Consider the following 15,838-nt stretch of genomic DNA (forward strand, 5'->3'; position numbering starts at 1 on the left):
ATTTCAATTAGAAACGTACTTTAAAGTTAGTGAAGATACGACGGCCTACAGCATCGTAGATTGATTCGTTAGAACCACTCGCTGAGATATAAGCTGGCGGTAACTTATCAGTTAAGTTACGAATACCTACATCGATATAAGCATTATCAGTAATGTTATAAGTACCTGAGATGTCGTGAGTAATGATTGAACCAACGTATGCTGGGTTCAGATCTTCAGGCGTATCACCCTCTGGAGAAAGGTCAATACGTGCTGAGCGATCAACAAAACGAGTTGTCCACGTTACTTTCCAGTCATTTAGAGCGTAATCTGCTGAGAAACGACCCTGCCATGATGGATCACCTAGCTCACCATCTTCAACGTTTACTTCGTCAGGACGGTTTTGGAATTCAAAATCTTCTAGTTCCATTAGGTGGTTAACTAGTAGGTTGAACTTTAAGTTACCGTCGATATTGAAGTTTGGAGCCCAGTTGAACTGTGCTTCGATACCACGAGTTGTTAGTGCTGCTGCGTTTAAGTAACCAGAGCGAACTAGTGTAATATCGAATGTTTCAGGGTCACGGTCTACTTGACCACAGAAGTTTAAGTCTGGACCGCCAGTCGCATCAACACAGTTATCAGCAACACTTTGCGCAGCGATGAATGAAATTGCATCTTCAATTTCAATATCGTAGTAGTCAACTGTTGCAGAGAAGTTTTCAATGTACTCAGGAGTCCATACAAAACCTGCTGTTAGTGAAGTTGACTCTTCTGGCATCAGGTTAGGGTTACCACCACTGATTAGGTCAACAGACACGTTATCGTTCGCTTCAAAGCCAGGAGGCATGCCGATTGCAGCACAGTTTGACGCACGATCTGCATCATCACCAATGTTGTCCGCATCACATGGATCGCTCACACGAGCAAAACCTGGAGATTGTGGCGAGAATGCTTCAGTGATGTTTGGAGCACGTACCGCTTGACCGTATGTACCACGAACACGAAGTTCTTCAAGTGGTGCCCACATTAAACCAACTTTCCATGCATCAGTGCTACCCGCGTGCGAGTAATCAGCATAACGGTATGCAGCATCAAGAGTTAGTTCTTCAGCAAGGAATACACCCGCTAAAATTGGTAAGCTAACTTCTACGAAACCTTCAGTTACATCGTACTCACCGTATGAATCAGGTGTTGCAGCAGTTGTAAGGAAACCAGCTTTTGCAAATTCATCAGTTACAGTTTCTGATGATTCTTCACGGTATTCAAAACCTGTTGCAATACCAACAGCACCACCTGGTAGGCTGAAGAATTCAGCAGTGTCAAATGCTAATGAACCACCAACAAATTGCTGAGTGATTTTATCTGTACGAGTTACGTCTGCAGAAACCCAGTCACGCGCTTCAGCTGATGCATTACCTAAACCAAATGGGTTGTAAGCAACACAGTCTGCGCCATTTACGCTTGCAGGATCTTCATAACCTTCACCTTGAGCGCTAGCAACTTGGCTACGACATGCAGCTTTACCAGTCTCTGGGTCAATTACTGAATCTAGTGCAGCAACAAAGTTATCTGGGATTAAGTCATTTAGTGTCTTACGGATGTTATCCGTACGACCGTATGAGTAATAAACGTCGAAGTCAAAGTCTGTTTCACTTAGAGTGAAGAAACCTTGTGTACCCGTAACAAAACGGAATAATTCACGACGGTTGTCAGCGCTACGGTTACCTAGTTCATCAAAGAACTTAGAGAAACGTACTGACGTTACACCATCATCAAGTAGAGATTGACGTAGGTTGTTGTCTAAGAAAGCATTCTCTTCTACGTTGATAGAAACGTTACCAAAGCGGAAAGAAGGTTGGAATTGCTGTTGAATGTCTGAACGAACGTATTTGAAATCGCTGTATAGATTTACATTGTCAGATAAATCAAAGTTAAACGTTGAGCCAACTGTTGTCTTAGCTACTGCTGGGTAAACGTTTTCGTAATCTTGCGTGCTGAAACAGTAAGCACAACCATCTGGGAAGCTACCAAATGCAAAGCTGTTCGTCATATCACGCTCAGGCATTAATTCTGCAACGCCTGCGTTGTTGAATGTCCAGATGCTGCCAGCAGAACCGAATGGGTTGATAACACCGTTTCGGCTAATACGCTCTGACATTACATTTGGTACAGTTAAACGGTCAGCAATACCATCATCTTCACCAGTATCTTCAGGGTTTGTTACAGTACCCCAAGCACTTGTTTGACGAAGGTCATTAGCCATTACTTCTGCAACGTTACTTTGCTCAGCAAAGAATGTAACGTTACCACGGCCATCAGCCATATCAGCACCAGCTACGATACCGAAAGAATAGTTTTCAGTACCTACGCCTTCTGTAGAGTTACCGTATTGAGCGTTAAACTCAAGACCTTCGTAATCTTTACGTAAAATAACGTTAATTACACCAGAAACAGCGTCAGAACCGTAGATTGCTGAAGCACCACCAGTGATGATTTCGATAGTTTGAATAAGTGCAGAAGGGATCGCGTTTAAGTCAACCTGAGCTGAACCTGGTGCACCAGCTACGTGGCGTTTACCGTCAACTAGTACTAGCGTACGAGAAGCACCTAAACGACGTAAGTCAGCAGATGAAAGGCCCGCAGCTGAGTTGCTATCGTTGTTACCAACAAGTGTGTTTGTTGCACCAACTGCTGGAAGGTCCGCTAGAACACTACCTAAGTCTGGTAAACCAGATTTAGCGATTTCTTCTTGACCGATTGAAATGATTGGCGTTGGTTGAGAAAGTTCTGGACGCGCAATACGAGAACCAGTTACTTGAATACGCTCAACTTCGCCTTCCGCGTTTGTTTCTTCTTGGGCCATTGCTGGCATTGTAGCAACAGCGCCTGCAAAAAGTGCTGATTTAACACTAATTGCTAATAAGCTTAAGTTTTTCAAAATGAGATTTCCCTGAAGTTTTCTAAATGTTATGTGTTTAAATCACATCTAAATATTTCAATTTATTTCAAAATGTAATTTTAACGTCATTGTTTTAACACAAAAATTACAAAAGGTGAGTGCTTATCGACAAACTACTTTAAATTGATAAAACAGGGCTAGTTAAAGAAAATATAAACAAGTGAAAATAAAACAATAAAAAACATACAGTTAAATGAATTTAAGAGTAAATCTAAATTTACAGCAACAAAAATTCATTTACAGTCATTTACAAACAGGCTTTTTAATAATATTGGCTGAGCCTCTTAGCCCTGCCACATCGTTTTATTTTTGAGCAAAATACAACAAATAATTTGTTAAGCGGATTGAATTGCAAGATTAGCGGCAGCTAACCTTGCTGGAGAACATTAATTATCTTTACGTTAATATTCGCGATAAATAACCACTTTTTTAAACTTCGCCGCATCGATGATTGCCCACAAATGGAAAATGCCGCCAATAATCGCTGGCACCACTAAAAACCAAAGTGCATAACCACCAAAGACAACAATTGCAAACACCAATGCCGCACCTATACGTCCTTGAACAAGCTGTCCAAGACCAGGGAAAAACACATTACAAATTGCGGCAATTACATTACCCGCAGATCCTTGTTCTGCCATAAATACCTCTCAAATTTCCAATTTATTTAATTTAAATCAAACTCTATGCCAAATATATTTTAATATAACTTTCAGTATGTTAGCTTTTAACAACAACTTACTAGCAATTCAGAATTAGTAAGATTGACTAAAATAGAGCAAATTACACTAAATATGGAGCTTGCCATGAAATTAACATTTATCGGGGCAGCAAGTACAGTGACAGGTTCAAAACACCTGCTTGAAATAGATAATCTGAAAATATTAATCGATTGCGGCCTTTATCAAGGCATAAAAAATTACCGCACTCGCAATTGGCAATCTCTACCATTTGACATAGCACAACTAGATGCAGTGCTCTTAACTCATGCACATATTGACCACTCAGGCTATATACCTCTTTTATACAAGCAGGGTTTTAAAGGACCGATTTTTTGCTCTCACGACACACTAAAGCTCTGCGAAGTACTCTTACCTGATGCAGGTTTTTTACAAGAAGAAGATGCTAAATATGCTAATAAAAAGAAGTTTTCAAAGCACTCCCCGGCAGAACCTCTCTACACTTTAAATGATGCTAAGAAGTCATTATCACTGTTTGTACCACTCGACTACCACCACTTAGTCGAGGTACTACCGAATGTTGAAATCAAATTAAAACCAAATGGGCATATTTTAGGGGCAGCCAGTATCGAATTGAATGCTCAACGTAAAACACTTGTATTTAGTGGTGATGTCGGCAGGCAAGATGATCCGATCATGTATCCGCCAGAGGCGATTGCATCATGTGATTTACTGGTAGTAGAAGCAACTTATGGTGATAGACGACATGTAGCAATCGATACAAAGCAAATTCTTGCTGATGCCATCAATGACACCTTTAAACGCGGGGGTATTTTTCTAATGCCTTCTTTTGCAGTAGGACGCGCACAGTTAATTTTACATTTAATCGCTGAACTTAAAAAAGAGCAGCGCATTCCCAATGTCCCCGTTTACCTCAATAGTCCAATGGCTATTAAAGTCACCGATCTTTATGAAAAAGCGCACAAACATCACAAACTCACAAAAGAGCAATGCCAAGCAATTGACGATATGACTGAGTTTGTTAAAACCCAAGAGGAATCTGAGCTACTCAACAGTCGTCATTTACCTTGTATTATTGTCTCTGCCAGTGGCATGGCAAGTGGCGGCCGCGTATTGCATCACCTAAAAAGTTTACTGCCAGATGATAAACACACCGTCGCTTTTTTAGGTTTTCAAGCTGCTGGTACCCGAGGTGAGGCTTTAGTCAATGGTGCTGAAAGAGTAAAAATTCACGGTGAATATGTCGAAGTTAGAGCAAATATCTTGCACTTAGATTCACTTTCTGCCCATGGCGACTATCAAGATATTCTTAATTGGCTGCAACAAGCAAAGTCGCTACCAAAACAAATTTATATTAACCATGGTGAAGTCAGCGCATGCGAAGCAATGCGATGCCATATAAAAGAGCAATTGGGTATTGATGCAAAAGTAGCTGAGTATTTGGAATGCGTTAAACTATGAAAACGCGCTTTTTAGTGCACCAAAATGTGTACGTCATACTTAACGAAAAATTGATGGCTGTCGATCATCACCATCAATTTATCCAAATAAATTTATTTCAGCCTGGCGCTAAAGTAACCATTGGCCAAACAGAGATTTGCACTCCTTGCTTGATGATTGCAAGCAATGTAGAGCATGCTATCCAAACTGATTTTCCAGTAATCACGCTGCTAGTTGATAACTTTAGTATGCTTGGCAAACAGTTGACACACTTAATTCAGTGTCAGCACTCTGATAAAAGAGGTTATATCAGCCTAAAACACATCAAATCACACCAGCTCTGGCAATGCTTTAATGCTAAAAAAGGAGATGTTGCTCAGGCTCTTTATGAGTTATTCGACAGCATTGTGTGTCATCACGAGCACCTGACTTCAGCGTTGGACTCTCGCATTGATAACGTACTGACCTATTTAAATAACTTAGATAACCCTGAAAAAAGCCTCAACCAATTCGCAACTATGGTTAACTTGTCGCAAAGTCGCTTATCCCATTTGTTTGCTCAGCAAGTTGGTATGCCATTTAGAAGTTACCAGCGATACTTACGCTTTAAACGTTTAATGCCACTACTTGCACGCGGCTATGATTTAACACAAGCTGCCCATGAAGTAGGGTTTAGCGATGCAGCGCACCTAAGTCGTGAGTGTAAAAAACTGTTTGGTATTCAACCTAAACAACTAAAGGGAAAACTAACATTCGAGCAAGTTTAATCGATTAAAATCATGCTCAATGCCCATAATTAATCCTGAGCCACGGCAACTCAGCCAAGGCTGTGACAGTAGATACAATCCGCGAATTTCTCTCGCTCGTTCATATATTGGTTTATCAACATTTTGACGGAATAAACACCCTTCAAGCCACGAAAAGTTATTGGTATAGCCAGTGGCGATAATTACCTTATCAATCGCGTTTCCATAAAGATGAAGTTGCGATTTACTCTTTAAATTATTCAAATCAAAGCGTTCATGCAATTTAATGCCTAATTTTGCTAATTGATTATTTGTAATACCATCAGCGGGAAAAGGGTCTTTCATTTGTATTCTTTTCGCGAGCCAACGACGCTTACTTAGCCAAGTAAGACCAAGTTTATCAAGCCAAAAGAAAATATCTTTGCCAAATAAACGCTGTGGTAAAAACTTGCGCTGTTTACCTGTTGATAATACAACCTGATTCTTTTCAGCTAACATTTTGGCAAGTTGGCGACCACTCGCACCATCACCAATCACTAACCAATTTTCGTTTATACAAGTTAAATGACGATCAGCAATCGATTCTGGCGTAAACACTCTACCGTGATAAAAAGCATGACGACTAAGCTGAAAAGAATGAGGAATTTGAAATGCACCAGTACATACAAACAGCATTTTACTAAGGTAAATTTCACCATTACTGCAGCTTACCGTAAAGCCATCAAGTTCATTTTGCACATCAATGACCTTATTGTTAAATCGAATATCCAACGAAAATGTTGTGGCATAGTGCTCAAGATATTCAACAAACTCCTGTTTTGATGGGTAATCGTCAGCATGACCCGACATTTTCATGCCCGGTAATGCACTGTATCGCTTGGAAGTAAAGAGAGTTAAGCCCTCATAACGAGTTCGCCAAGCGGTACCGACTCTATCGGAGGCTTCTAAGATAACCACCTTGCGATAACCTTTTTGCATTAATAAATAGGCCGTCGCCAAACCCGCATGTCCCGCACCTATAATAATTACCTGTTTCATAACTTCTCCAACCAATAACTCTCAGCTAGAATAAAGGTACAACGGACTCAAAAATTGAATATAAACGCTATATGTTTGAAAAATTTAAAATGCACGGTGATGTCAATCTGAATTGGCAAGGCAAAACGCTGGAAATAAACACCACAGGGCCATGGAACTCGGAATTTTTTATTCACTTACATGAGCAATTAATCAATATGGTGCGCAAACAACAAATTACCGATTTTGATGTATTACTTAACATTCATGGTGAAGCCCTGCCCACCCCCGATGCACAGGCAGCGCATATTGAGTTTCTGAAAGCATCGAGCGCAAAAGCCGTCGCAGTTAACTTAGAGCGTTGTGTAACAAAGTCAATGACTCAGCAAGTATGCGATCATGTTTACCCTGCGGCTGGATTAACTCATCAATGCTTTGATAACAAAACACAGGCTATTCAATGGCTAAACGCGAAAACTAGGGAAGAGTAATTCGATTAAAGCACGCATAGCCTGAATGCGTGTTTCATCATCCATACTAGCAAAGCCCAACCTTATGTACTGATAGCCTTGGCTGTCGCAAGCCGTATAGCTATCATTAAAATCTTGCTGGCATTGTATAAAAATGCCTTGTTTTTTTGCAATTGCTGTAAAACCTGCAAGTTCTCGCTTACAACCAAGCCAAATGGCCATGCCACCATCCGGAATCTCGAAGGAAATAGGATAACCAGCAGACTGATAATCGCGCAGTAACTGCACCAGATGATCTCTTCGAGCTAAATAAAGCTGAGTCATTTTACGCAAATGCCTTTCAAAATCTCCTTCATTCATCCAATTAGCAACTGCATGCTGAAGTACACATTCAGTTTTGTGATTAATTATTTTTTTACTATTGGCCAAGTATTCAATCACTTTTGCATGTGCTGAAACATAACCCAAGCGCGCACCTGCAAACATAATTTTTGAGAACGTCGAAATATAAATAACACGCCCATCGGGATCATTTGCCGCCATTGGTACTAAAGGTGAGCATCGATAGTGAAACTCGTGATCGTAGTCATCTTCTAAAATTAAAAAATCATGTTTTTGCGCTAATTGATAAATTTGACTTCGACGCTGCGGGGATAATGTCACTGTTGTTGGATATTGATGCAATGGCGTTAAGTACAAAAGCTTGATTTTCCTAGTCGCTAAAATTTGCTCTAAGCTCTCGGGGTTTATGCCAAATTTATCTTGTTCAATGGTAATCAAATTTGCACCATTTGAGCTAAGTGCAGCACACGCTGGCGGATAGCTTAGCTGCTCAATCGCCACATTATCGCCACTTTGTAACACCGCTTGCGCCACAATAAATAATGCTTCTTGTGAGCCATTTGTCACCAGTATCTCGCTCGACGAAAGTCCACGAGCTCTTATTAAGTACTTTTTAATTTGCTCACGTAGTTTGCTATTACCGAGCGTGCCTTGGTAATGCAAACTATCGAGATCCAACTGTTTTAATGCAGTATTTAAATGGCTTTTAAACACCTTCATTGGAAACTGCGTTATATCTGGCAAGCCACCAGCAAAATTAAAATGAACGTTTAAATCTGTAGTTGATAAGCTAACGCTTGGCGGTTTAAATAAATGCTCTAAGTTAAATTGCTGAGCTTCAGTCAATTCATTTGGTACAGATCCTTCCACCGGTAAAACAGAAACCACTTGATAACCGATACGAGGCAAACTTTCTAAATATCCCTGCGCCACTAATTCATCGCATGCAGCCATAATAGTATGACGATTCACATTAAGCTGTTCTGCTAAATCTCTACTTGCAGGTAATCTATCTTGTGGTTTTAGTTGTCCTGATATAATCGCCGTGCGAATACCTGTGGCAATGGCTAAGTATTTTTTTTCTTTTGAATTAACTGAAATAGTCAGTAAACGCATAGATACTCTGGTCTAGCTAAATTATAAAAACTGGTTGTTAAAGTTATACCAGAATTGTTTTTAAATACACCTTATTCAGACATGCATAAATTGGAATGAGGTCACCATGCAACCACTAACACAAACTCAATTTGAAACGGATAAGGTCGTTTTAGAGCAGCTACAATATCATCATTTAGATGACTTATTAAAAGCGGGTCAACATCAAGAAATTTGGCAATATGTGCTCAGTAATTACTGCAAAGATAAAGATACGCTTGAACATTGGTTTAATGAAACGGCGCAGTACCAAGCTGATAGGCAATTACCGCTTGTGATTATTGATAAAAGCACTGAACAACTGGTTGGTAGCACACGACTATTTGCCCTTGATTTTAATCACGATAAGCTTGAGATTGGCCATACGTTTATTACCCCCGAGTTTCAGCGTTGTCATATCAATACACATGCAAAGTATCTGCTTTTACGCTATGCATTTGAACAACTTGGTGCAGCCCGTGTAGAGCTACGCACCCATGAAAATAATCAGAAATCACGCAATGCTATCGCCCGATTAGGCGCGCAATTTGAAGGCATTGCATGGCAAGATAGAAAGCTGATTGACGGTAGCTACCGAAATAGCGCAATATTTAGTATCACCCACACAATTTGGCCAAATGTAAAACAGTTGTTAGAGGCAAAGTTATAATATGTACCCACCTAACCAATATATTGAAAATGACTACTCTCGATTGTTATCGCATATTGAAAAATCCCCATTAGCAAGTTTGATTTATCAAAATACGCAAGGCGACATTGAGATTTGCCACATTCCATTGGTGCTTGATGAAAATAAGCAACACTTGCTAGGGCACATGGCGGCCAATAACCCGCTTGCAAAACAACTCGCGAAACAGCCTTTAAATATAAAATGTTTATTTAACGGTGCAGACAGTTATGTCTCTCCGAATGATGCCGAAAAAGTCTATTTACCTACATGGCATTACGCCAAATTAGAAGTAAAAGGCACGGCACAACCTATATCTGAGCACTCACAAAAGCGCGAGATAATGGCTTATTCGGTTGCGAAATTTGAAGATAAACTGGCAACGCAGTGGCTACTTTCTCAAGTGGATGAGAATGAACTGTCTCATTCGTTAAAATACATAATGGTGTTTAGAATAGAAATTACTGAAATCGTTGGTAATTTCAAACTAAGTCAGGATAAAGCTAGCGAAACACGGGAAGAAATAAAACAGAGCCTTTATGCTCGCGGCGATAAAGACTCTGCCGATTTGATTTATTAGCGGGCTTTATAAATACGCTCAACAAACTGTGACGAGGCAATCGCGACAACACAATACGCAGTAAAAAACCAAAAGCCGATGCCTAGCTCGGCTTTCATTTTTAACATATCACCCATTTGCCCATCGGCATTACCAGCTAAATAAGCAACGATAAGCGCAATAACGAATACATCAGTCATACTCCATTTACTGAGCTTAGACGCCGCTGTATTAAGTAAGCGTGTCAACTTGATTTTGGCGGGCAACAGCACTGATATTAATTGCATAAACAGCTTTAAAAATGGAATGATCACAGCAAATAACGCAACAAGAATAGCAACTCCATGGTTTTTATTATTAGCAAGTTCCTCTATGGTGCCAACAATACTGCGGGTTTTGCGATAAGCCTCAACTTCTCCTTCCAACTTATCAAGGCCTAACATCCCCGAGAACATACGAAGCATCCCTCGTGTGTTGCCATCACCTTCTTCGGCCAACATAGTAATTCCTACGTCTACTATTTTCGCTTTATCAATATTGCCTTGCAGCGTTAATACTGGCTGCGTTACTCCAGGGATTAGTAAAGCTATACTCACTAACAATAAAACAACGGCGCTAATTTTTGCTTTCATAACGTTTCTTAAAAGTAAATTTTCCCGACTTTAACGCATCATGCTTTGTGCGGCTAATTAGATTTGTTAAAAAGCGTTATAAATCGATGTGATTTATAACGCCACTTATACATTATTTGAAAAACTTATTACGTTGTTCCAACCATGGGTTATACGGTCTTCCTGGTGCACTTTGTTGATGGCGTAAAATGGTGTCACTAATAACCGCTTTTTCCTGTGAAAACGTCATTTTAGCGGATGGTCCACCCATCATTTTGATTTCAGTTTCGCTTAAAGTACGGCCTGCAAATAGTGCGGCATTTAAATACCCTGGTTGCGCCCCCCAAGTGCCGTCAGTAAGTAATAAGAATTCATCAGCCAAAGCAAAACGCTCTGTTATATTACGGCCGGTTTTTTCACAGGCCAATTCCCCATTAATATAAACCTTAAAGGTGCCATCATAAGGAGCGCTATAAAACACCAGCGCGATTCTATACCAAGTGTCTGGCAACATTTCACCACAAAATCCATCAAAGCCAACGCCGCCAGTAGTGCGCTCTCCTTCGATTGATTCAAAGCGAATTTCTGCCTTTTTTTCATCTTCTATTTCGCTTTCATAATTAAGTGATGTTTGTAATAACGGGCGATATTTAGCAACACTTGCACTCGGCCATAAAACATCCACCACTAATGAATAATCAGAGACGAGTCCGGCATTTGTAAAATCGCCATTGGCATCTGCATTATGGCGCACCTTTAATCCTTCACTTATTTTAAAACGAGGGAATTTCATGACGCCTGCATCACCACCTGCAAGAGTTGGAATAGGCTCATCAAGTTGCGAAATTTTTTTGAAAATTACCTCATCGCTATAACTTTTATTTTCCGGATTAAATAACTTCATGGTTGATGGGCCATAATCCGCTAAAAATGGGTCTTCGCTATTATCAAACTGCCAAACAGTTATAAATTCGTCTTCTTTACAGGCATTTAATTGAGTGTCTGAATCCAAATGCAAGCACTGGCTAGTGCGATAACGGCCGTATTCTTCAATTACTCGCCAGCTATCATTTAAGGCAGTGGTGTTATCAAAACTGACATCTGTAAAAAACAAGGCTGGATTTAAGGCTGCACCTTTATAAAGTGCCACAGTGTAAGTACTCTCTGCGTTAAATGGCTGTTCACCAAAATATTGCCACTGCGGTTGCTGACCTATCATGGCTTCTAGCTCTGCCCCCGAAACCTCTACCGAATAAACAGCATTAAAACCTAGGGTATTCGACGGCTGACGTTCAACTGGAAACGCATCATGTAACTCTTGTTGCGTTACGCCACCTGCTTGCCAAGGATACAAACTAAATGGGTCATCCAATTCATATGCACCTAAAAAGACCGCATCTACTTTATGAGTAAATATCAGCGCATCAGCAAGGACTTTTTCGATCCCATCGCGATCAGGGTAATTCTCAGAAATCGCCACTTTATAGTCAGGATCTTCTAAATAGGTTTTTACGATCTCTGCAATTTTCTTATCGAGTGGCTCATGGAATGTATTAATATCCATGGTATCAATTTGAATTTCGTCATTTTCAAAACGTACTGGGCGCGATGTTTTATCAAACAAATTAAATTCGATATCAATCACGGTTGCACCCATGCCATAAATATCCGGCTCTATCACAATCGATTTATTGTCGTTATACATATGGATTTGCGGCTTATCATGACTATGGCCACCAAGTATTAAATTAATCTCAGGTACATTTTGCGCAATACGGTCATCCACCCAACCTAAATGACTGACCATCACCAGATAATCAACTTGTTCACCATAAAAGCGTACTAGTCCTTCTGCGACCTCCGTGAATTCATAATCCATCACAAAGTTATCAATAAAATCAGGCAGAGGACGTTCTTTGTATTCTTTATCAAGTTCATTCCATGGACCTGATGTCATACCTAAAAAGCCGACTTTGACACAACCTACATCGATGATGCCAAATTTATGTGTCGGAAACCCTGGGGCTTTATCGCCTACGTACTGGGTATTTGACGCAAGCACCAATGCGGTTTCATCTTGAGCATACGCAAGTAGTTCATCTTCTCCCCAAGCGTAATCATGATTTCCAACAACACGTACATCAAACTCCATCGCTTGTGTTGCCAGTGATGACGCTCGTCCCATTGATACCTGCTCTGCCACATTGCCTTTCTCATAGTCATCCCCACCATTGGTAAAAACAGTATAAGGATTTTCATCTAGAGAAGTTAAATGCAGCGACTTTAAACGACTGTATAAGCGCTCTTTGTAACCAAATCGAGAGTGCAAATCGGCGACATGCACAAAACGAATTGTTTGCTGAACTGCGGAAGTATCACACGCAGGGCCTATGGACTTAAACGAGGAAATACTTGGTAACTTTCGAATACCATAAATACCTAAATGATATATTTCGGCGTTTATAAAATTGCCTTCGATGCGAGAATTAAAGTTTGGTACCCAAGTGTTATTAATAAGCCGCGCCAAAACGTATTGATGCTCAGCTTGATAGTCACTCGGTAATGGAATACTGAGTTCGGCTGAATCGAATAATGCAGTCTCGATTGGCGCAATTGAATAGACTTTTGAGAGTGAGTTTTCTGCATCGGGAAAATCATTTGCAGCAACAACTTCAACAGAGAGCGTTGTTCCATTAGGTAAGGCTCCCGTTTCAACATTCAGCGTACCAGTGTTATCAAAGCGAACAATTCCTCCTTCACTGCCAACAGGTACTGGCGATTCAACTGCATCCTGACTCACTGATTTACTTGTTTCGCCCTCTCCAACACAGCCCAGTAACATCATTGCACTGAAAGCAAGTAACAATCCTTTATTTAACACTTCTTCGCCTCACGCTTTAATTCGCATCAATCAAATTTATTAATGACTAACTCATCAACAATTAAGCAATAAATTACATCACAGCCAAATAAATGCAACGCGAGTAATTTATTTTATGACACTTAGTTACTTTATTTCTCAACAGAAAAAGAAGGCAGCCACTTTTTTTCTATTTTCATAAATTCATCTGAGTTATGCAGTCCAACTAAGGCCTTTTGTAAGCGCAACAGCAATTTCGGGTTGGATGTTTTACTGAGGGCGATATGAAGTAAGGGGGCTTGCCCTAAATTAATCGCGGGATCAAAATCAGATATATCAAAGTTCAATAGCTTGCTAAGCGCAATTAAATTATTTTTTTGCAGCACAATGGCATCAACACGTTGCTCTTTCAATGCAGTAATTGCTTCAGGCCAGGTACGCACTTGCATTACTTTGTCAGCAGGCCATTGATACCTAGCGACTATCTCATCCATCAGATAATCATCTCTAGCCACAACAAGCGTCAGGTTGCGCATAGTGTCTGTCGTGACTTTCTTTTGTTTAATCGATTTTATTTGCCACAAGTACAGTGCACTTTTACTTTGTAGAATAGAACTTGCAGGAAAGATTGGACCAACCCATAGGAAATCATTTTCACGCTTTTGCGTACGTCGAATAGAGTAAATCATGACATTTTTTTGCTGGGTCGCAATATGATAGGCACGCGACCAAGGAAGTATAATGTGTTGCGTATTTATCTTTTCATGTTCAAGTAGGGCATTAACAACTTCTACTGCTACACCTTCAAGCTTGTCTCCTGCTTTTACTTGGTACGGAGGAAAGTGTTCAGTGACCACCATTTCAAGCTCGGCAGCCATCAGCTTAATTGAAAGCAATAAAGTTAAAAGCAGAGCAAAACTATGTGTTAGCCGCCAATGTCGCATTTAATGAAAAGTAAAAGGAAGTCATTTCCATAAGTTTAGGTGAGAGCAAGCGTAAATAAAAGAAAGCCAAGTAATGGAAATAAATAAGCAATGATGCGATTAGGCATTCGGTATAGAAATGCCTTTTCCGGATTGGTTGGGTCAACAAACAAATATACTGTTTGATTATCATTGAGCGCACTTAAGCAACTTTTATCATACTCTAAAATCACACTGTGCTTTTCTTGTTCAAAGCAGTATTGCAGCATCATTTGCTTATCTTTAAAGCTATAAAATGGCACTAAATCTTGTAAACCAACTAGCGTTACTTTTTCAATCGCACAAGCACGCCAAGAGCGCTTTCGTTGACGGCATAATAGATAATATACCCAAGGCTCCAAGCCCCAGAGTAATATTAACCCGCCAACTAATAACAACTCTAATTTCATGCTTCTACCTAATTTATTGAGACAGCTTATATACAAGGTTAGCAGCCACAAGATCGCTAAGCGCCGTGCCCACCGATTTAAATAGCGTAATGCTACTTTGTTGCTGCCTGCCTGAAACGCGATTAGCACATAAGTCGGCTAATTCACCTTTTATTTGCTGTTGGCTAAACGCTCCTTCAGCAATAGGAATTAACAACTCGCCCGCTTCATTTAACACGTTTGTTAGGCCATCCACGAAAACCTCACTATGTACTACCGTTTGCGTATCACACTCTCGGCAATGTTTGTGATGGTTACCGATTAGGTCTATATGCGTACCAGCACTAACCCAGCTGCCATCAAATAACGGCTCCGGTGAGCCTGTTGCACAACTAATTGTGCAAGCACTTGCAATCGTCTCTTTATCAGCTTGCCCAACAACAAAGGCAACATGATTAAATTCACTTTGTAACTGGCTAATCAAGCTATCTACTTTGTCGCGATTGCGGCCAATAATGGTCACTTTACGGTAACTGCGAACTGACAAATGCGCTTTAATCATGTAACTGGCAAGGTTACCGCTACCAAAAAACACTAAATGTTCAGCATCTTCACGTGCTAAATAACATGCCGCAAGTGCAGAAACCGCAGCGGTACGCCAAAGCGTCACACTGGTGCCATCCACCAGCGCAAGCGGTACACCATGCGCTCGGTCAAACAACATAATTTTTGAATATAGGGATTCAAAACCCGCCTCGCCATTTTGCGGAAAATAAGTAAAGGATTTCACTCCAATCACTTCTTCATCCCACGCTGGTAAAACGGCAAATGCATTATGCGAAGGGTCACCCGGCTGTAATTCAAACACTTGTCGCTGTGGCATTAAGAAGTTGCCTGCAAAGCTAGTGTTAAGTGCATTAATCAAGGCATCAAACGACAGGCTAGATAATACCTGTTCTTTTTCAATTATTTTCATGGCGT

14 protein-coding genes are annotated in these 15,838 nt (G+C 40.4%); 5 read left to right on the forward strand and 9 right to left on the reverse strand.

The features are described from left to right. Positions 1-7: 7 nt before the first annotated feature. The gene (locus OM33_RS02055) at positions 8-2,917 is read right to left on the reverse strand and encodes a TonB-dependent receptor domain-containing protein (protein ID WP_407681045.1); all 2,910 of its coding nucleotides are present in this window, start codon (positions 2,915-2,917) and stop codon (positions 8-10) included. Between the two features lie 422 nt (positions 2,918-3,339). Beyond that, positions 3,340-3,579, reverse strand: a complete 240-nt coding sequence (locus OM33_RS02060) for a hypothetical protein (protein ID WP_038638111.1) — start codon at positions 3,577-3,579, stop codon at positions 3,340-3,342. Positions 3,580-3,744: 165 nt separating this feature from the next. Between OM33_RS02060 and OM33_RS02065 the strand changes: the two genes are divergently transcribed. Next, positions 3,745-5,100: an MBL fold metallo-hydrolase RNA specificity domain-containing protein gene (locus tag OM33_RS02065; RefSeq protein ID WP_038638113.1), complete on the forward strand. Its 1,356-nt coding sequence runs from the start codon at positions 3,745-3,747 to the stop codon at positions 5,098-5,100. Continuing rightward, on the forward strand, positions 5,097-5,846 hold the full coding sequence (locus OM33_RS21920; RefSeq protein WP_052140864.1) for a helix-turn-helix domain-containing protein: 750 nt from the start codon (positions 5,097-5,099) through the stop codon (positions 5,844-5,846). Before OM33_RS02065 ends, OM33_RS21920 begins: the two co-directional genes overlap by 4 nt. Here the strand turns inward: OM33_RS21920 and OM33_RS02075 are convergent. Continuing rightward, positions 5,826-6,863, reverse strand: coding sequence for a flavin-containing monooxygenase (locus OM33_RS02075; protein WP_038638116.1), 1,038 nt, complete (start codon positions 6,861-6,863; stop codon positions 5,826-5,828). The two genes, OM33_RS21920 and OM33_RS02075, sit on opposite strands and share 21 nt — an antisense overlap. Positions 6,864-6,934: 71 nt before the next feature. On the opposite strand from OM33_RS02075, the gene OM33_RS02080 reads away from it, so the two are divergent. Further along, the gene (locus tag OM33_RS02080; RefSeq protein ID WP_038638119.1) at positions 6,935-7,333 is read left to right on the forward strand and encodes a hypothetical protein; all 399 of its coding nucleotides are present in this window, start codon (positions 6,935-6,937) and stop codon (positions 7,331-7,333) included. Here OM33_RS02080 and pdxR read toward each other — a convergent pair. Then, positions 7,307-8,770 carry a MocR-like pyridoxine biosynthesis transcription factor PdxR gene (gene pdxR, locus OM33_RS02085; protein ID WP_038638122.1) on the reverse strand — a complete coding sequence of 488 codons (1,464 nt, stop codon included), beginning with the start codon at positions 8,768-8,770 and terminating at the stop codon, positions 7,307-7,309. The genes OM33_RS02080 and pdxR overlap by 27 nt on opposite strands. A 106-nt stretch (positions 8,771-8,876) precedes the next feature. Between pdxR and OM33_RS02090 the strand changes: the two genes are divergently transcribed. Further along, positions 8,877-9,458: a GNAT family N-acetyltransferase gene (locus OM33_RS02090; protein ID WP_038638125.1), complete on the forward strand. Its 582-nt coding sequence runs from the start codon at positions 8,877-8,879 to the stop codon at positions 9,456-9,458. A 1-nt stretch (position 9,459) separates the two neighbouring features. Further along, positions 9,460-10,056: an FMN-binding negative transcriptional regulator gene (locus tag OM33_RS02095; RefSeq protein WP_038638128.1), complete on the forward strand. Its 597-nt coding sequence runs from the start codon at positions 9,460-9,462 to the stop codon at positions 10,054-10,056. Here the strand turns inward: OM33_RS02095 and OM33_RS02100 are convergent. From OM33_RS02100 to lhpI, 5 genes are all read right to left on the reverse strand, one after another. Further along, positions 10,053-10,667: a paraquat-inducible protein A gene (locus OM33_RS02100; protein ID WP_038638131.1), complete on the reverse strand. Its 615-nt coding sequence runs from the start codon at positions 10,665-10,667 to the stop codon at positions 10,053-10,055. The two genes, OM33_RS02095 and OM33_RS02100, sit on opposite strands and share 4 nt — an antisense overlap. Before the next feature lie 112 nt (positions 10,668-10,779). After that, on the reverse strand, positions 10,780-13,527 hold the full coding sequence (locus OM33_RS02105; protein WP_038638133.1) for a metallophosphoesterase: 2,748 nt from the start codon (positions 13,525-13,527) through the stop codon (positions 10,780-10,782). 131 nt (positions 13,528-13,658) lie between these two features. Next, positions 13,659-14,384, reverse strand: coding sequence for a substrate-binding periplasmic protein (locus OM33_RS21925; RefSeq protein ID WP_199922483.1), 726 nt, complete (start codon positions 14,382-14,384; stop codon positions 13,659-13,661). Positions 14,385-14,485: 101 nt separating this feature from the next. Further along, on the reverse strand, positions 14,486-14,878 hold the full coding sequence (locus OM33_RS02115; RefSeq protein ID WP_038638135.1) for a hypothetical protein: 393 nt from the start codon (positions 14,876-14,878) through the stop codon (positions 14,486-14,488). Positions 14,879-14,891: 13 nt separating this feature from the next. Next, on the reverse strand, positions 14,892-15,833 hold the full coding sequence (lhpI, locus tag OM33_RS02120) for a bifunctional Delta(1)-pyrroline-2-carboxylate/Delta(1)-piperideine-2-carboxylate reductase (protein ID WP_038638138.1): 942 nt from the start codon (positions 15,831-15,833) through the stop codon (positions 14,892-14,894). Positions 15,834-15,838 lie beyond the last annotated feature (5 nt).

The sequence above is a fragment of the Pseudoalteromonas piratica genome, from assembly GCF_000788395.1.
GTDB lineage: Bacteria > Pseudomonadota > Gammaproteobacteria > Enterobacterales > Alteromonadaceae > Pseudoalteromonas > Pseudoalteromonas piratica.